Genomic DNA, 16603 nt, shown 5'->3' on the forward strand with positions numbered 1-16603 from the left:
GCGGACCTCGGCGCCGGCGGGAGAGCGGCCATGTGGAGCGGGCGGAAACGGGCGGGTCTGCACGGGGATCCTCCTCGCAACGGCCCAGCGGCCGGACCCCGGCAGCTTACTCCCGCGGCGCGTAGGTAGCGAGCAGCCACGCCACCAGATCGGCCCGATCGGCCGGCGCCGCGGGCAGTTCGGCGGCAGCCGGGTCGAAGCCGTGGCGGCGGAGCGTCGCGGCCAGCGCCACGGCGCGGTTGGCGGGGTTGATGACTTCGAGGGTGCGGGTGGCGATCTCGGCGGCGAGGGTTTTCGACAGGCGTTTGGTCAAGAGGTGGCTCCGAGTCGGGGCGGATCAAGGGTGAGTTGACTGCAACTGCCCGGTAAGGAAATCGGCGGCGCTCCGACGGGCTTCGGCCGCCTGCTCCGATCCTGGCTTCAGGAAGAAGTCGTGCGCGCCGCCCGGGTAGATATCAAGCTCGGCCGATCCGCCCAGGCCTTGTACCGTCTTCTGCAGCGCCTGCGCGATGGCCGGAGGAAAGGTTCGATCCGCGCCGCCCCAGATCAGGCGTAGCGGTGGCAGCGAAGCGAGCGGTTCCTCGTAGCCGTTGGGGAGCCCGCCATCGACGAGCACCAGCGCGGCCACGTCCTGCCGGTTCGCAGTGGCGGCCGAGGCGATCTGGGCACCGAGAGAGATCCCCATGATACCGATCCGGCCGCTGTAGCCGGGCTTGGCGTTGAGGTGGGCAGCGACAGTCAGAACGCTCGCCGTCCACTGGGTCAGGCGGCGTTCGTAGTAGCGGATGCGAGCCTCGGCGCTTCCGGCGCCGGCGATGGCGTTCAGGTCAGCCGGGGAGAGGACGTGAACCAGGAAGGTGTCGAGGCCCGCCGCGGCAAAGCTCGCTCCGATCTCATCGTAGGCCGTCGCCGCAAATCCCCTGCTGCCGCTCAGGACGATGACTGCCGGAGGCGACTCGCCGGACCTGCTCAGGAAGGTCTCGACCAGGATGTCCTCGCCTGATGCGTGAATGACGAACTGCTGTCGCTCGGCTGCAGAGGCATAGCCAAGCCAGGCGAGGAAGCATCCGATGAGGACCGGTAGAAGCAGCTCCTTGCGCTTGCTCACGGCGCGGTGCTGGTCTGCGACACCCCGGCAATGAAGGCGGCGATGTGCTCGCGGATTTCGCCGGGCGGGTTGCCGTAGCGGGCCTGGGCGTCGGGGAGGCCGAGATTGCCGCTGATGACGAAGGCGCGGAGCCCCGTCTTGGCGAGCGCGACCGCCTGCTCGAGATAGAGGCCGCCGACCACCTGCACCGAGGCGAGTGCGCCGACGCGGTGGTGCACGGCGCCGACCACGTCGGCGAGGTAGCTCGAGTGGAAGAGGCTGGGGTCGGCGCGGCGAGCATCGAGCTGCAGGTGGGCGCCGATGCCGTCGACGCCGGCGTCGAGCATGCGCAGCGCCACCTCGATGGCGGTGTCGGCCGGGCCCTGATGCGGCAAGAGGATATCGGCGAACACCAGGCGCGGCAGTTCCGGGTTGGCGCGGCGGTATTCGTCGCGCACGCCGCAGATGCCCTTGGCGCTCGGCACGCCGGCAATGGCGAGGAAATCGATGATGTTGCCGCCGCCTTCGAACACCGAGCGGGCTTCGAAGCTGCCGCCATCCATGGTCTTCATGTCGGCGAGCAGCAGCGCATCGGGGAAGCGGGCGCGGAAGGCGGGAACGACGTGCTTCACCCCCTCGGTCTTCAGCAGCGGGGTGCCCATTTCGACGAGATCGACGCCGGCGGCGAGGGCGGCCTCGGCGACCGTGAGCCCGAGCGGCAGGCTGTCGGTATCGACCGAGATCTGGAAACTGAACTCAGTCTTCAGGCGGTCGATGACGCGAGTGGAGGCGGGCGTGGACATGACGCTGTCGGTTCCTGTGGTGGGGACGCCGGGCTACTGGGCCGGCGCGGGTTCGGGTTGGCCCTCGCTGGGGCGGGCATAGGCGGCGGAAAGCTGGCGATAGTACTTTGAGCGGAAGGCGATGATGGTGATCGCCACGCCGAACAGGCCGGCGAGGGTAAAGACCAGGGCGATACCGCGGGCCGGACCGGTGCCGAACCAGCTGCCGATCAGCTCGGCGCCCAGCCCGGCGGTCATGAACGGGATGAAGACGAACTCGGCGAGCGGGCCGATGAGGAAGGCGGTAAGCGGCGAGGCGGACTGCTCGACCGACTGGGCGAAGCCGAAGACGCGGCCCTGCCGCTCCGGCGGCACCACCTTCTGCAGCGTGGTGTGTTCGGCGGCCTCGGCATAGGGGCCGAGCAGCATCCAGACGAACATGCCAGCAGCCAGCAGCCAGATCGAGGACTGGATGGTGAAGATGCAGCACACCGCCCAGGTGATCAGGTTGACCAGCAAGAGGGTGCGGAGCGGCTTCTTGCCCAGCCCGGTCTTGGCGATAACGAGACCCGAGATGATGAAGGCGGTGGAGAGCACGCCGAACAACAGGCCCCAGACTTCCACCGAGACCAGCGACAGGCCGTAGGCATCGAGCAGCGCCATGAAGATGCCGCCGAGGAAGTTGTTGAGCGCCGCAAACAGGATCAACGCGAACAGGCCCGGGACGGCGCCGACCACCTTGATGGTGCCCTTAAGATCGACGCGCTTAGGCTCGGCCGGGGTTTCCGGGTCAGGCGCGGCCCGGCCCTCGTCGATCTGCACGAAACTGAGGTGGGCAAAGGCCAGGGCGGTTGTCACCAGCGCCAGTACCATCACCGCCAGCATGCCGCCCCAGGCGACGAGGAAGCCTGAGATCACCGAGGTGGTGAGAAAGCCGATGCCGCTGACCATGCCGACGAGGCCGTTGGCCTTGTCGCGGCGATCCTCGGGGATCAGCACGGTGACGAGGGTGGGCAGCGCGATCGAGCGGATATTGCCGGCGATGACGCCGAGCATGACGAGGAAGACGAAGATCCAGAGGAAGGCATTGTAGGGGTTGGTGAAACTCTCCGGTGGCGAGAGCAGCAGCACCGCCAGCGCCAGGGCATAGAAGACGGCGGAGACGACGCTCGAGCCGAGCATCGCCAGCTTCTTTGAGTTGTGATCGACGATCGAGCCGAACCAGATGCCGAAGGCGGCGGTGAACACCAGATAGACGCCGGCGATCATGCCCGTCGCGAACACCGAATGGGTCTCGAGATAGACCCAGAAGGTCAGCGCGAACCAGACGGTGAAGTTGGTGACGTTGGCAACGAGGGTGTTGCCGAGGATCTGGTGGAAGGGACTCATTGGGGAATCCGAGGTTGGGGGCGAATGGGTAACGCATATCGGCGCCGAACGGAAACCGCCGTCGGATGGAGGTGGTTGCTTGGACGGGCGTGCGCAAGTTTGCTAGCAGAAGAACTGGGTGCAGCGATGCGGGTGGGCGGCCGGTGGGGATCGTAACCGACATAGCGTTCGGGCTGCTTTTCGTGATCGCTACGGTCACGCTGTCGCTGGGCAGCTACATGCTGGCCCGCTGGTTCGCCGGGCGCGGGCCGTATGAGCGGCACAAGGAAATGGCCGGGGCGATGGTGACGCGCATCGCCGCGCTGCACGGGCTGATCATCGCGCTGGTGTTCGCCCAGGAAATGACCTCGTACCAGCGGCTCGAAACCCAGACCGCGGCGGAGGCGAGCGCCATCGCCGACGTGTTCAACGATGCGGCGCGCTACGACGCCACGCTGCTCGGGCCGTTGCAGCAGGACATGCGCGGGTACCTGCGGGCAGTGATCGACACCGAGTGGGATCAGCTCGGGGCCGGGAACGGGCTCAGCGATGCGGCCTGGGCGATCTGGTCGACGGCCTACGACCGGGTGCTCGACCTGATACCGCAGACGCCGCGGCAGGTCAGCCTGCGCGACCACATGCTGGCGAGTCTCCACGCGATCTCCGCCTCGCGCGACATGCGGCAGAGCGAGGCGATCACCTCGGTGGCGCATTTCTTCTGGATCGCGGCGCTGTCCGGCGTCGTGCTGATCGCCTTCGGGCACTACATCTACACCCCGGAGCGGCACAACCTGGTGCTGCTGGGGCTGTTCAGCGCCTATACCGGCGCCATCCTGTTCCTGATCTTCGGCTTCTCCAACCCCTACAGCCCGCCGGCCGAGCTGCAACCGGGGCCGTTGCAGACGCTGGCGACAAAGCTCCTGGCGGGGAGCTAGGCGTCGCCCCAACTGGTGGCGGCCTGGCGCAACAGGTCGATGGCCAGCGAGACGCGCGGGTGCCGGCCCGATTTGCCGGTCGCGAGCCAGACGGTATTGGTGACCGGGACGGCGGGACGCCACAGCTCGACGAGCTCGCCCATGGCGATGGCGCGGGCGCACAGATAATCGGGCAGCACGCTGATGCCGGCACCTGCCGCGACCATGGCGCGGACGGCGCGGAGGTCGGGGGCGATCGAGGTTTCCGGCGGCGCGAGGTCGCGCTCGAGGCCAGCCCGGAAGAAGCGGCGGATCATCGGCAGGTCGGCCGCGTAGGCGACCCAGGGCGCGACTTCCAGGGTGGCAGCAATGGTTTCGGCCGATGCAGTGGCCGGGATCAGGTCGCCGAAGGATGGCGCGCCGACCAGCAGGAAACGTTCGGTGAAGAGCTGCTGGTAGGCGATGGCGGGGCGGGGGATGCGCTGTGCCGCCACCACCAGCTCGAAATCACCGCGCTCGAGCTGGCCGATAAGGTCGCGGGCGAGGCCGAAGCGGGCGTGCACGGCGATGTGCCGGCTGGCGAGCGGGGCGAGGGCGGCGAGGCCGCGCTCGGTCATGAACTCGGCCGGGCCGCCGATGGTGACGGTGCCGGCGAGCTCGCTGCCGCGGGTGGCGACGCCATCAAGCACTGTCTCGAGCGCATCGATGTGGGTGCCGATGCGGGCAGCCAAGGCATCGGCGGTGGCGGTCGGCACGATGCCGCGGCCGGCGCGCTCGAACAGCGGACGGCCGAGCCGGGCCTCGAGTGCCTTGAGATGGCCGCTGACCGCCGGCTGGGTCAGCCCGAGGCTGCGGGCGGCTGCCGTGACCGAGGCCAGCCGGTGGACAGCCACGAAGCTGCGTAGGTGATCGAGGTAACTCATAAGAAATCTTATCACTCAGGCAAGAACATGCAATTTCTCAATGCACGGGTGGAACCCCAGATAGCTGGCAGTTGAAACAGCGGAGGCTCAGATGCCCAATCGTTCCATCCTGATCGTCACCACCTCGCACGACCGTATCGGCAGCACCGGCAAGCCGACCGGCGTGTGGCTCGAAGAACTGGCGACGCCCTATTATGCGTTCCGCGATGCGGGGGCCGAGGTGACCATTGCCTCGATCAAAGGCGGCAAGGTGCCGGTCGATCCGTCGAGCCTAGGCGGCGAGTTGCCTCAGAGTGTGCAGCGCTTCCTCGCCGATCCCGAGGCGCAGCGCGCGGTGGCAGTGACCCCGGCGATCGATGCGGTCGATGTCGCGAGCTACGACGCGGTGTTCCTGCCGGGCGGGCACGGCACGGTGTGGGACCTGCCGGGCAGCGCGGCGCTGGCAACGGGGCTGAGCGCCGCTTATGCCGCGGGCAAGGTGGTGTCGGCGGTGTGCCACGGGCCGGCGGGGCTGGTGGCGGTCACCGATCCCTCGGGCGCGCCGCTGGTTCAAGGCAAGCGCGTCGCGGGGTTCACCGACAGCGAGGAAGTGGCGGCCGGGCTCGACAAGACGGTGCCGTTCCTGCTCGAGAGCCGGCTCAAGCAACTTGGTGGGCGCTACGAGAAGGGCGCCGATTTCCAGCCCTTCGCAGTGGCCGACGGGCGGTTGGTGACCGGGCAGAACCCGGCCTCGTCGGCGCTGGTGGCCAAGCTGGTGCTGGAAGCGCTGGGATGAGCATGCCCTGTTGACTCGGCCCCTGGGGCCGCCCCGATAAGGGATGCGGTCAAGCAATGACGGGGTGATTCATGGGTTCCTCGACTGAGTTTCTGAACGCATCCGATGCCGCGAGCCGGCTCGGCGTTTCCGCCAAGGCGCTGCGGCTCTATGAGCAGCGCGGGCTGATCGTGCCGGTGCGCACGGCGGCGGGATGGCGAACATACGGGCCCGAGCAAATGGCTCGGGCCGGCGAGAGCGTGGCGATGCGGGCGCTGGGGCTGAGCCTCGCTGAGGCCAAGCGGGTGCTGGAGGGCGACCCACGCGGGCTCGATGCAGCGCTGGCAGCGCACCAGTCAGTGCTGGAGGGCCGGATGCTGCAGCTCTCCGGCATGATGGAGCGGCTGCGTCTGCTGCGCGACCGGCTGCGGCGCGGCGAGGCGCCGGGGAGCGGCGAGCTGGCAGGGCTGCTGGTGCACGAGCCGGCGCCGGGCGTGGCGTTCGACTTGCCATGGCCGTGGGGCGGCGAGCCGTTCGAGCTGAGCCGGGTGCGGGCGCTGACCTACATCATCGGACCGCTGGGCAGCGGCAAGACCAGGCTGGCAACACGGCTCGCCGAGGCGCTGCCGGGGGCGCTGTTCCTGGGGTTGGACCGGCTGGTCGACGGGTTGGCGGCCACGCCGCGACTGGACGCTGACGCAGCGCTGCGCGAGCGGGTCGAGCGGACGCTGGGCTGGCTGCTCGAGGATGGTGCCACGGCGTCCGATGCGCTGACGGCGCTGATCGCCGGGCTCGAGACGGATTGGCCGAAGGCGGTGGTGATCGACATGATCGAACAGGGGCTCGACCAGGCCGCGCAGGAAGCGGTGATCGCCCATCTGAGGCGGCGTAGGCCGGCCGGGCGTCCGGTGTTCGCGATGACCCGGTCGAACGCCATCCTGGACCTCGCGGCGGTGGGGCCGGATGAGGCGATCCTCTACTGCCCGGCCAATCACAGCCCACCGATGCTGGTGGCGCCCTATCCCGGGGCGGCCGGCTACGAAGCGGTGGCGATGTGCCTCGCTTCGCCCGAGGTGCGGACGCGGACCGAAGGGGTGGTCGCCTGGCGGCCACAGCTGGCGTGAGAGGAGCGCCGGGTGAGGCAATCACCCCGCGCTCCGTCTACAGCATGTCTCCCGAAAGTGGTTAGCGGGCGGGATCGAACACCTGCCCGGTGGCGACGTGCAGCCGGTTCCAGAGGTTGACCAAGCCGAGCGACAGCACCATGGCGGCCAGCACCGGCTCGTCATAGTGGCGGCGGGCTTCGTTCCAGACCTCGTCGGGTACCGGGTCGGCGCGGTCGTCGAGGCGGGTGACGGCGTCGGTGAGAGCCAGGGCGGCACGTTCGGGCTCGGTGAACCATGGGGTGTTGCGCCATGACGCCACCGAGATGATGCGGTCCTCCGAGGTTTCGCCGGCGGCGCGGGCGAGGCGCGGGTGGAGGTTGACGTTGTTGCCGTCGCCGTTGATCTGGCTGGCGCGCAGATGCATCAGCTCGAGCAGGGCCAGCGGCAGGCCGGGAACGGCTTTGCTGGCCTTGCTGAGGGCGACGAGGCTGTCCATGGCGCCGGGGATGGCGAAGGCGGGATGGGCGATGCGGGGCATTTTGAACTCCTGAGGTTTGACTGAAGCGGACGGCCCCCTCCCTCGCCATTCGAGCGTAGCTCTCATGGCCTTCTCCCCTCAAATCGCTCCACTGGAGCGATTTGCCCTACGGGACGGCTCGAAGTCCCCCACAATGGGGGAGGTGAAGAAAGAGGGCTGCCTAGCTAGGCAGCGGCTTTCCAGGCGCCGGCGATCTGGCGGGTGGCGGCGTTGAGGCGGTTCCAGATGTTGATCATGCCGATCGAGAGGACGAGCGAGGCCAAAGCCGCGTCGTCGAAATGGGCGCGGGCTTCGTCCCAGATGGCGTCGGGCACCGGATCGGCGCGGTCGCTGAGCCGGGTGACGGCTTCGGTCAGGGCCAGTGCGGCGCGCTCAGGGGCGGTGAACCACGAGGTCTCGCGCCAGGCCGAGACGGCGATGATGCGGCGGTCGGTATCGCCGAGCTTTTTCAAGTCAGCCGCGTGCATATCGACGCAGACGCTGCAGCCGTTGATCTGGCTGGCGCGCAGGTGAACGAGGGCGTGCAACTGGTGCGAGACGGCAGGGTTGGCCTGGGCGGCCTGGCTGATGGCCTGCAGCGCCGACATGGCGCCGGGGACGGCGAAGGCGGGGTTGGTCATACGCGATTGCATTTGTTGTGCTCCGGTTTTCGTGCTGACGGAGGATTTCCGGCCCGGGCTGTCACACCGGGCCGACGTCGTTCGTCAGTGCTATGACGGAGCGCGACCAGGGAATGTGACGATGGACGACGAGAAAGTTCTGGCCCGCCGATTCGAGACGGATCGCGGACACCTGAAGCGAGTGGCCTACCGAATGCTCGGCTCGATGACGGAAGCCGAGGATGCGGTGCAGGAAGCCTGGCTGCGGCTCAGCCGGTCCGACACCAGCGAGGTTGGCAATCTCTCGGGCTGGCTGACCACGGTGGTGGCGCGGGTGTGTCTCGACATGCTGCGGACGCGCAAAGCGCGGCGCGAGGAGCCGCTGGAGCAGCCGGCGGCTGAGACGCTGGCCGATGCGGACGACCCGGAGCGTACGCTAGAGATGGCCGACTCGCTGGGAGTGGCGCTGCTGGTGGTGCTGGAAACGCTGCCGCCGCCGGAGCGGGTGGCGTTCGTGCTGCATGACATGTTCGACCTGCCGTTCGAGGAGATTGCGCCGATCGTCGGGCGCTCTACCGATGCCGCGCGGCAGCTGGCGAGCCGGGCGCGGCGACGGGTGAAGGGCGGCAGCGACACTATCGAGCCGAGCCGGGAGCGGCATCGCACGGTGGTGGAGGCGTATCTGAGGGCCTCGCGGAGCGGCGATCTCGCGGCCTTGCTGGCGGTGCTCGACCCCGAGGTGGTGCTGCGCGCCGATGCCAGTGCGGTACCGGCAGGGGTGGCGCTGGTGGCGCGGGGCGCCGAGGTGGTGGCGCGTCGGGCGCTCACCGGCTTCATGCCGGAGGCGCAGCTGGCGCTGGTCAATGGCGCGATGGCCGTGGTGGTGCTGCGCGATGGCGCGCCGTTCCGCGTGCTGCGCTTCACCGTCAGCGGCGAGCGGGTGACCGAGATCGAGGTGCTGGCCGATACCGACCGGCTGGCCGGACTCGCGGTCGTGCCGGTTTAGGCAGCCCGCTTCAGGCCATCGAGGGCGATGCCGAGGATGCGGTCGCGCTGCTCTTCGGTGGTGGAGCCGATGCCGGCAATGCCGGCAACCAGCCGGACGACATCGTCGATGGCGACATCGGGGCGAACCAGCCCGGCGGCCTGGGCGCGGCTCAGCAGCGGCGCGCCGGCCTCGTAGAGCCCGAGGCGGCAGGCCTTAAAAGTGTTGCTGTCGCGGTTGAGCCCCTCGACCAGCACGCGCTTGGTGCCGACATAGGTGACGAAGCGGCGGAGCCAGGCGAGCAGCGCCTCCCAGGGCTCGAGGTGTCCGACTTCGCCGGCGGCGTTGCACACCGCCTGCACCTCTTCGAGATAGACGCTTTCGACCAGCGTCTCGCGGGTGGGGAAGTTGCGGTAGAGCGTGGCGATGCCGACATCGGCGCGACGCGCGATCTCCTCGAGCGGCGCCTCGGTGCCCAGTTCGGCAAAGCTCTGACGCGCCGCGGCGATCAGGCTGTCATAGTTGCGCCGGGCATCGGCGCGGCTCGGACGCCGCTGCACCAGTTCCGCGAGGGTTGTCGCCATAGCACTTTCTTTCGGCGGGCCGGTTTCTTTCCTGGCGGGGCCTTGCCAGCACAAACTGATTCCGCTAAACGGAGGAACCCTCCACTTATATGGAGGCTTCCTCCAGTACATAGCCAATCGCAACGGACAATCCAAGCCGGAACTGCCGTTTTGCGAGACAGGATCATTATGTCCAACGTCCAATCCACAAGCAGATCTGCCACAAGCAGATCTGCGTCACCCAAATCCGCGTCGCCGAGCCTCACCTTCCTGGTGCTGGCGGTCGGCGCCGCATCGTTCGCGATGCTGCAATCGCTGCTGGCGCCGGTGCTGCCGACGCTGCAGAGCGAACTCAACACCGGCCAGAGCGCTGTTTCCTGGGTGCTGATCGCCTGGCTGCTGTCGGCGGCGGTGGCGACGCCGATCCTCGGCAAGGTCGGCGACATGATCGGCAAGGCGAAGACGCTGGTGCTGGCGCTCGCCGCCATCGGGCTCGGCAGCCTGATCGCGGCGCTGGCGCCCAGCATCGAACTGGTGATCGCCGGGCGGATCGTGCAGGGGCTGGGTGGCGCCATCGTGCCGCTGTCGTTCGGCATTATCCGCGACGAGTTTCCACCGGCGCGGGTGCCTTCGGCAGTCGGGATCCTCTCGGCAGTGATCGCGGTCGGGAGCGGGGTGGGCACCATTCTCGCCGGGCCGATCGTCGACCTGTTCGGCTGGCACGGGCTGTTCTGGGTGCCGCTGGCGGTGGTGGCGATAACGGCGACGCTGGCGCAGTTCTTCGTGCCGGAATCGCCGGTCAAGGCCGGCGGCACGATCAACTGGCTGGCGGCCGCGCTGCTCGCCGCCTGGCTGATCGCACTGCTGCTGCCTTTGAGCATCGGGACACGCTGGGGATGGGGTTCGCCGGCGGTGATCGGGTTGTTCGTCGCGGCAGTGGTGCTGGCGGCGGCCTGGGTGACGGTCGAGGTACGCTCGTCCAACCCGGTGATCGACATGAAGATGATGCGGCTGCCGGCAGTGTGGACCAGCAACCTCGTGGCGCTCTTATTCGGCGCGGCGATGTTCGCGGTATGGGTGTTCCTGCCGCAGCTGATCCAGGTGCCGAGTTCGGCCGGCTACGGCTTTGGTGCGACGGTGAGCGAGGCCGGCTGGGTGATGCTGCCGATGCTGGTTTCGATGGCGGTCGCCGGCGTGTTCAGCGGCCGGCTGGCCCGGGTGGTGCCGTTCAAGCTGCAGCTCGCCGGCGCCTCGGCAGTGATCGCGCTCTCCTGCGTGGCGCTGGCAATGCTGCATGCCAGCATCTGGGAGGTGGCGGTGATCAGTGGCGTCTACGGCATCGGGCTGGGGCTCGCCTATGCGGCGCTGACCAGCGTGATCGTGCAGAATGTGCCGGCCAGCCAGACCGGTACGGCGATCGGCATGAACGCCAATATCCGCACTATTGGCGGGGCGATCGGCACGGCGGTGATGACGGCCGTGGTGACGGCGCACCATACGGCCGATGGCGTGCCGGAGGAGGCCGGGTTCGTTACCGGCTTCCTGCTGTTCGCCGGCGTCGCGGCGCTCGCCATGGTGGTGTCGCTGCTGATCCCCGGGGCGCAGCGGCAGCAGGCGACTGCCGTGCTGGCGCCGGCGGAATAAGGCGGCGAGGCCCCGGCGCTACTTGATGACGGTGAAGCCGAGCTTCAGCTTGTCGTTCATTTCGAGGGTGATCGGGGCCATCTCGTCGCTGGCGGTCGAGACCCAGAGTTTGGCGATCGGCAGTGGATAGCCCATGTGGCCGATGAACCAGGCGACGGTACCGTTGGCGAGGTGATCCTCGACGACCCAGTCGGCGAGCTGCTTATAGGCGCTGTGCACGGTGAGACGCGCATCGACGGTGAGGTAGCGCTCGCTGCCGGCGAGGAAAATGATGGCGCAGACCGAGTGGCAGGCGTCGGTGATCATGGTGTCGAGGCGGTGCTCATAGACGTGCTTGGCGATGGCGAGGCCATCGTCGGCCGAGCCGCCGGCGGAGCGCAGCCACACGCCCGTCGTCGACGGGTGCTGCTTGAGCAGTTTGACGAACTTCCACCAGTCGCCGACCGCGATGTCGCCGGAGAGCTCCAGGTAGGACTGCCGGCCCTCGGGCCTGTCGACATCGATGATCGAGAGTTGCGCGGGGAGCGCGGCTCCCATGGGGATCGACAGCGCCGTAAGAAGGGAGAGAACGAGGGCCGGCAGGGGTTGCATGGTTTCGTCGTGCCCGAAGTGGACCGCGCCATAGCAGCAGAAGGGGCGGCGGTCCGCATGACGCAGATGCGCTACTTCAGTGGCGCGGGGCGAGGCTTGCCACTAAGGCGACCAGCGCCGATTGCCGCTGTACGCCGGCCTTCTCGAGCACGCCGCGCATCTGGTTGCGGGCAGTGTGAAAGCTGACACCGCGCCGCTCGGAGAAGCCGCGCACCGAGCCGCCCTCGAGCAGGTGCCGGCAGAGCGCCGTCTCCGCCGGAGACCAGCCATAGCGCTCCGCGGCGCTTTCCAGTGCGTCCCCCAGCGGCGAGGTGGAGCGGCGCAGCATCAGGATCGCCGTCGGCAGGCCTTCGAGCAGAACAAGCAAAGGCGGCTTGACCGGCGCCTCGCCGGAAACGAACGGGAAGAGTTCGGCGACGAGCGGCGCGGTATCGGTTCGGATGGTGATCGGCGCGCCGGGGCTGGTTGTTCCGTGGGTGATGGCGGCCAGCGCGGCCTCGAGTGCTTGTTGCGCCGACTGGTCGGGCAGGGTGATGCGACCATCGGCGGTTGCGATGGCCCTGGTGCCCTCCAGCAGCCGCTCTGCCGCGGCGTTGGCAAAGGTGATGCGACCGGTGGGATCGAGGAGCAGGGCCGCCTCCGGCACCAGTTGCAGGGCATCCTGATAGTGCTGGCCGACGCGGGCGCCGGCGAGGCGGCGCGACAGCTGGAATGAGGCCTGGACGTGCGGGCCGATGGCTTCGAGCAGGCCGAGCAACCGGGCCTCCATGCTCTCGAGATCGCGGAAGCGGACATTGCATGAGAGGCGCAGGAAGCGTTCGCGATCGCGGAACAGCGTAACGCCGGCGCCGGTGCCGATGTCGTCCTGCGGCCGGATCCAGTCATTGTAGAACTCGGTGCGCTTCAGCACGCCCGGCTCCAGGAGGATCTGCGAATGGATCACCGCCCCGACCGGGACGCGTGCCGCCTGTGCGTTCCATGGGTTGCGAGCGGCGAAATGCTGCAAATACGACGAGTGATGATCGGGGCTGTAATTGTGGGTCAGGAAGCCAAGATTGACGTTGCGGACCGTGTCGTGCCCATGCAAGGCGATCCATGATCGACCGATCAGGGTCGAAAGATCGGCGAGAAACTCCGACCATCTGGCGCGATCGAGGCCGGCGGAATAGACACGGCGAACCAGAACGCCATAACTTTCTTCGGCAATGTCGAGCAACGGGATATCCTGTCCCTCGGGTGACTGTCGTTGCTGACAATCGACCATTTGATTTGGCGGTCAAGTGCAGTATTCAAATCCAGCTGCTGCGAGCGAACAGATTCTGCGGGGTTGATGCATGAATGTTGCACGGGTCAAGACACGGGCCGGCGTCGTGGAGACTATCGATGCGGGTTCGGGTGCGCCCGCGGTGCTGTTGCTGCACGGAAATTCGGGGCACAAGGAGGTGTTCGCGCGACAGGTCGAGGCGCTGTCACCACACTATCGCATAGTGGTGCCGGATCTGATCGGACACGGTCGATCGGAAGACGCCAGCGAGCCGGGACGCGACTACACGCTTGGCGGGCATGCCCAGTACCTGGCCGAGCTGGTGGCGGCCATGGGGATCGGGCCGGTCGTGGTGGTCGGCACCTCGCTGGGTGGTCACATTGCGCTGGAGCTGGCGGCGCAACTCCCTGATGCTCGCGGCCTGATGCTGGTTGGCGCTCCACCCTTTGCCAAGGACACGGCAAGCCTGACCGGGGCGTGGCTACCCGGCCCCGCCATCGAACTGTCGGGCAAGGCGGAGTTTGGTGAGGCTGACGTCGAGAGGTTCATTGCGGCCCATGCGATCGACAGCCCCGAACTCGCCGAAGGGTTGCGCGGGGCGATCCGGCGCGCCGATGGGCGCAGCCGCACCACCGTGGTGGGGGCGCTGCTGGGGGAGCAGGCGGCCGATCAGCGCGAGCTGGTGCGGAGCGCTGCCGTACCGATTGCGGTGGTGAACGGCGGCGATGACAGCGCCGTCAACCTGGAGTTCGTCGAGGCGGCGCCCTATCGCCGGCTGTGGCGCGGCCGGGCGTTCCGCATCGCCGGCGCAGGACACATGCCGCAGGCCAGCCACCCCGGCGCGTTCAACGATCTGTTGGCGGCATTCGTTCGCGACTGCGCCGGTTGAGGCGGCGCAATAGGGCGGAAGTTCTGCTTTCTCCCCGATGGCGGAGCCGCTACAGAGGCTCCGCATTTCATTTGAGGAGCATCCGATGAGCATCACCCGTTACCAGCCCGGCAAGCGCATGAGCCAGGCCGTGGTCCACGGCAACACCGTCTATCTCGCCGGGCAGGTGGCGACCGACTATAACGGTTCGATCGAGAAGCAGACCGGCGAAGTGCTGGCGGCGATCGATAAGCTCCTGGCCGAAGCCGGCAGCAGCAAATCCAAGGTGCTGTTCTGCCAGGTGATCCTCAACAATATCGGCGACTTCGCCGCGATGAACACCGTCTATGACGCCTGGATCGACCCGGCCAACCCGCCGGCCCGCGCCGCCATCGAAGCGCGCCTGGCGCACCCGTCGCTGAAGGTCGAGATCATCGCCGTGGCGGCGAAGGACTGAGTGCTGCGGCCTTGTCCCTCCCCCTTGTGGGGAGCCGGACGAGGGCGGGACGCCCTCGCCGCGGGGTAGCGAAGCAGGACTTGGCGCGGCCAAGTCCGTTGCGTAGCTGGTGGGGGAATTCCACGCGCGGAGCGTGCGGCCACCCCCACCCTTGATCCCTCCCCACAAGGGGGAGGGAGACGACTGAAACTACTTCGCCTTCTTGGCAGGCACCGCGGCGAGCGGCTTGGTGGCAGCCTTCTTGGCGGGTTTGGCCTCGGCGGCTTTCGCCGCTTTCACCTTGACCGGCTTGGCCTCTTTGGGCGGTTTCGATTTCACCGCGGCCGGGATGGCGCCGGGGCTTTTGCCCTTGCCGGCCTTGGCGACGCCGTTGGCGGTGGCCTCGGCAAAGGCCTTGGTGGCTTCCTGATGCGCCAGCACCCAGTAGTGGTCGTGCTTGCCGTCGGGGCGCCCGTCGGCTTCCCACAGGTAATAGGCGCGCTGGCGGACAGCGTCTTCGCTGACCATCGCGGCGGAGTCGGCTGGTTTCGATTTGGCGGGCATTGTCATTCCCCGAGCCAGGGGCGCGACCGGGATGGCGCGCCAACCCTAATGCAGACCGGATGAGCCTAGCAGCGACACATGACGAGGCGAAGGGGCCTCGATGCAAGTGAGCTATGAACGACATTGGTGCCGCACTTGCCAATACGCGGCCCAGCTGGGCCGCTTCCGAGATCGCGAGCGGGCGGCTAAGGTCCGCCCTGAAATTTGCGGAGTTCAGCCATGAGCCGATCGTTCGACGCCATCGTCATTGGGGGTGGGCAGGCGGGGCCGTTCCTTGCGGCGCGACTGGCCGGCGCCGGGCAACAGGTGGCGCTGATCGAGCGGCGGCATATGGGCGGCACCTGCGTCAATGACGGCTGCCAGCCGACCAAGACGCTGGTGGCGAGCGCGCGGGTGGCGTGGCTGGCCCGGCGGGCCAGGGATTTCGGCGTGATGACCGGGCCGGTGAGCGTCGATATGGCGGCGGTGAAAGCGCGCAAGGACAAGGTGGTGCTCGCCTCGCGCCAGGGGCTCGACGACTGGATGGGCGCGACCGAGGGGCTGGAAGTGTTTCGCGGTTCGGCGGCGTTCATCTCGCCTGACGCGGTCGAGGTGAACGGCGAAGTGCTCACGGGCAAGCAGTTCTTCCTCAATACCGGGGCGCGGCCGGTCGTGCCGGATTGGGCGGCTGATGTGCCGTATCTCACCAACAGCTCGATCCTCGAGCTCGATACGCTGCCAAAGCACCTGCTGGTTGCCGGCGGCTCCTATATCGCGCTGGAGTTCGCCCAGATGTATCGGCGGTTCGGGGCCGAGGTGACGGTGCTGGCCCGCAGTTCGCGGCTCACCGCGAAGGAGGACGAGGACGTCTCGGCGACCATCCGCGATATTCTCGAGGCCGAGGGGATCCGGGTGATCACCGATGCCAGCTGCATGGCGGCGGAGCGGCGCGGCGACGGGGTGGCGGTCAGCTATCGCGGCGGCAAGGCGGTGGAAGGCAGCCACCTGCTGCTGGCGCTGGGCCGGGTGCCCAATGTCGAGGATCTCCGGCTGGAGCAGGCGGGTGTGGCGCTCGACGATGACGGCTATATCGCGGTGGACGATAAGCTCCGCACCAACCAGCCGCATATCTACGCGCTGGGCGATGTGAACGGGCGCGGCGCCTTCACCCACACCTCGTACAACGACTTCGAGATCGTCTCGCAGAACCTGCTCGATGGCGCCGACCGCAAGGTGAGCGAGCGGGTGCCGGCTTACGCACTCTATATCGATCCGCCGCTCGGACGGGCCGGGATGAGCGAGGCCGAGGTCCGGGCCTCGGGCAAGAAGGCGCTGGTGGCGGTGCGGCCGATGACCCGGGTGAGCCGGGCCAATGAACGGGCGGAGAACCTGGGGTTCATGAAGGTGTTCGCCGATGCCGAGACGCGGCAGATCCTCGGCGTGGCGCTGCTCGGGATCGAGGGCGACGAGGTGATGCAGTCGCTGCTCGAGGCGATGGCGGCCGGCGTCGATGTCGACACCATCATCCGCACTATGCACGTCCATCCGACGGTGAGCGAGCTGGTGCCGACGCTGCTGGCGGACCTCAAGCCACTGCTTTAGTGACGGCTGCCATCTGGCGATCAAAATCGGCGCGCC

19 protein-coding genes are annotated in these 16603 nt (G+C 68.0%); 8 read left to right on the top strand and 11 right to left on the bottom strand.

Annotated elements, in window-relative coordinates:
- Nucleotides 1-106 precede the first annotated feature (106 nt).
- Genes ACSQ23_RS07870 through ACSQ23_RS07885 form a run of 4 tightly spaced genes read right to left on the bottom strand, consistent with a single transcriptional unit; the run spans nt 107 to nt 3258 of the window.
- Complete coding sequence (locus tag ACSQ23_RS07870; protein WP_436090261.1) at nt 107-313, bottom strand: hypothetical protein; 207 nt, start codon at nt 311-313, stop codon at nt 107-109.
- Nucleotides 314-337: 24 nt separating this feature from the next.
- A complete protein-coding gene (locus ACSQ23_RS07875) occupies nt 338-1108 on the bottom strand; it encodes a dienelactone hydrolase family protein (protein WP_436090262.1) in 771 nt (256 codons plus the stop codon).
- On the bottom strand, nt 1105-1890 hold the full coding sequence (locus tag ACSQ23_RS07880) for an orotidine 5'-phosphate decarboxylase / HUMPS family protein (protein WP_055994006.1): 786 nt from the start codon (nt 1888-1890) through the stop codon (nt 1105-1107). The genes ACSQ23_RS07875 and ACSQ23_RS07880 overlap by 4 nt, the downstream gene beginning before the upstream one ends.
- A 33-nt stretch (nt 1891-1923) precedes the next feature.
- Nucleotides 1924-3258, bottom strand: coding sequence for an MFS transporter (locus ACSQ23_RS07885; RefSeq protein WP_055874953.1), 1335 nt, complete (start codon nt 3256-3258; stop codon nt 1924-1926).
- 182 nt (nt 3259-3440) lie between these two features.
- On the opposite strand from ACSQ23_RS07885, the gene ACSQ23_RS07890 reads away from it, so the two are divergent.
- Entirely contained in the window at nt 3441-4172 is a 732-nt protein-coding gene (locus tag ACSQ23_RS07890) for a hypothetical protein (protein WP_436090263.1), read from the top strand.
- On the opposite strand, the gene ACSQ23_RS07895 is transcribed toward ACSQ23_RS07890, so the two are convergent.
- Nucleotides 4169-5074 (bottom strand): LysR family transcriptional regulator, encoded by a 906-nt coding sequence (locus ACSQ23_RS07895; protein ID WP_436090264.1) that lies wholly within the window; start codon nt 5072-5074, stop codon nt 4169-4171. The two genes, ACSQ23_RS07890 and ACSQ23_RS07895, sit on opposite strands and share 4 nt — an antisense overlap.
- Before the next feature lie 91 nt (nt 5075-5165).
- Here ACSQ23_RS07895 and ACSQ23_RS07900 point away from each other — a divergent pair, with 91 nt between their 5' ends.
- Together ACSQ23_RS07900 and ACSQ23_RS07905 are read left to right on the top strand one after the other, a co-directional pair.
- A complete protein-coding gene (locus ACSQ23_RS07900; RefSeq protein WP_436090265.1) occupies nt 5166-5849 on the top strand; it encodes a type 1 glutamine amidotransferase domain-containing protein in 684 nt (227 codons plus the stop codon).
- A gap of 71 nt (nt 5850-5920) precedes the next feature.
- Entirely contained in the window at nt 5921-6952 is a 1032-nt protein-coding gene (locus ACSQ23_RS07905) for a MerR family transcriptional regulator (RefSeq protein WP_436090266.1), read from the top strand.
- A gap of 61 nt (nt 6953-7013) precedes the next feature.
- Here the strand turns inward: ACSQ23_RS07905 and ACSQ23_RS07910 are convergent, their stop codons facing one another.
- Nucleotides 7014-7472 (bottom strand): carboxymuconolactone decarboxylase family protein, encoded by a 459-nt coding sequence (locus tag ACSQ23_RS07910; RefSeq protein ID WP_436090267.1) that lies wholly within the window; start codon nt 7470-7472, stop codon nt 7014-7016.
- Between the two features lie 164 nt (nt 7473-7636).
- The gene (locus ACSQ23_RS07915; RefSeq protein WP_055874970.1) at nt 7637-8104 is read right to left on the bottom strand and encodes a carboxymuconolactone decarboxylase family protein; all 468 of its coding nucleotides are present in this window, start codon (nt 8102-8104) and stop codon (nt 7637-7639) included.
- A 109-nt stretch (nt 8105-8213) separates the two neighbouring features.
- On the opposite strand from ACSQ23_RS07915, the gene ACSQ23_RS07920 reads away from it, so the two are divergent.
- Entirely contained in the window at nt 8214-9077 is an 864-nt protein-coding gene (locus tag ACSQ23_RS07920) for a sigma-70 family RNA polymerase sigma factor (protein WP_436090268.1), read from the top strand.
- On the opposite strand, the gene ACSQ23_RS07925 is transcribed toward ACSQ23_RS07920, so the two are convergent.
- Nucleotides 9074-9640, bottom strand: a complete 567-nt coding sequence (locus tag ACSQ23_RS07925) for a TetR/AcrR family transcriptional regulator (protein ID WP_436090269.1) — start codon at nt 9638-9640, stop codon at nt 9074-9076. The two genes, ACSQ23_RS07920 and ACSQ23_RS07925, sit on opposite strands and share 4 nt — an antisense overlap.
- A 168-nt stretch (nt 9641-9808) precedes the next feature.
- Between ACSQ23_RS07925 and ACSQ23_RS07930 the strand changes: the two genes are divergently transcribed.
- On the top strand, nt 9809-11263 hold the full coding sequence (locus ACSQ23_RS07930) for an MFS transporter (RefSeq protein WP_436090270.1): 1455 nt from the start codon (nt 9809-9811) through the stop codon (nt 11261-11263).
- A gap of 18 nt (nt 11264-11281) precedes the next feature.
- On the opposite strand, the gene ACSQ23_RS07935 is transcribed toward ACSQ23_RS07930, so the two are convergent.
- Together ACSQ23_RS07935 and ACSQ23_RS07940 are read right to left on the bottom strand one after the other, a co-directional pair.
- On the bottom strand, nt 11282-11854 hold the full coding sequence (locus tag ACSQ23_RS07935) for a hypothetical protein (RefSeq protein WP_156387226.1): 573 nt from the start codon (nt 11852-11854) through the stop codon (nt 11282-11284).
- 76 nt (nt 11855-11930) lie between these two features.
- Nucleotides 11931-13070: a helix-turn-helix transcriptional regulator gene (locus ACSQ23_RS07940; protein WP_436090271.1), complete on the bottom strand. Its 1140-nt coding sequence runs from the start codon at nt 13068-13070 to the stop codon at nt 11931-11933.
- Nucleotides 13071-13188: 118 nt separating this feature from the next.
- Here ACSQ23_RS07940 and ACSQ23_RS07945 point away from each other — a divergent pair, with 118 nt between their 5' ends.
- Together ACSQ23_RS07945 and ACSQ23_RS07950 are read left to right on the top strand one after the other, a co-directional pair.
- Nucleotides 13189-14007: an alpha/beta fold hydrolase gene (locus ACSQ23_RS07945; protein WP_436090272.1), complete on the top strand. Its 819-nt coding sequence runs from the start codon at nt 13189-13191 to the stop codon at nt 14005-14007.
- An 85-nt stretch (nt 14008-14092) separates the two neighbouring features.
- Nucleotides 14093-14443: a RidA family protein gene (locus tag ACSQ23_RS07950; protein ID WP_055874989.1), complete on the top strand. Its 351-nt coding sequence runs from the start codon at nt 14093-14095 to the stop codon at nt 14441-14443.
- 189 nt (nt 14444-14632) lie between these two features.
- On the opposite strand, the gene ACSQ23_RS07955 is transcribed toward ACSQ23_RS07950, so the two are convergent.
- On the bottom strand, nt 14633-14986 hold the full coding sequence (locus tag ACSQ23_RS07955) for a DUF2934 domain-containing protein (protein WP_436090273.1): 354 nt from the start codon (nt 14984-14986) through the stop codon (nt 14633-14635).
- Between the two features lie 219 nt (nt 14987-15205).
- On the opposite strand from ACSQ23_RS07955, the gene ACSQ23_RS07960 reads away from it, so the two are divergent.
- On the top strand, nt 15206-16567 hold the full coding sequence (locus ACSQ23_RS07960; RefSeq protein WP_436090274.1) for an FAD-containing oxidoreductase: 1362 nt from the start codon (nt 15206-15208) through the stop codon (nt 16565-16567).
- Nucleotides 16568-16603: the final 36 nt, after the last annotated feature.

The sequence above is a fragment of the Devosia sp. LjRoot16 genome (genome assembly GCF_964252795.1).
Taxonomy (GTDB): domain Bacteria; phylum Pseudomonadota; class Alphaproteobacteria; order Rhizobiales; family Devosiaceae; genus Devosia_A.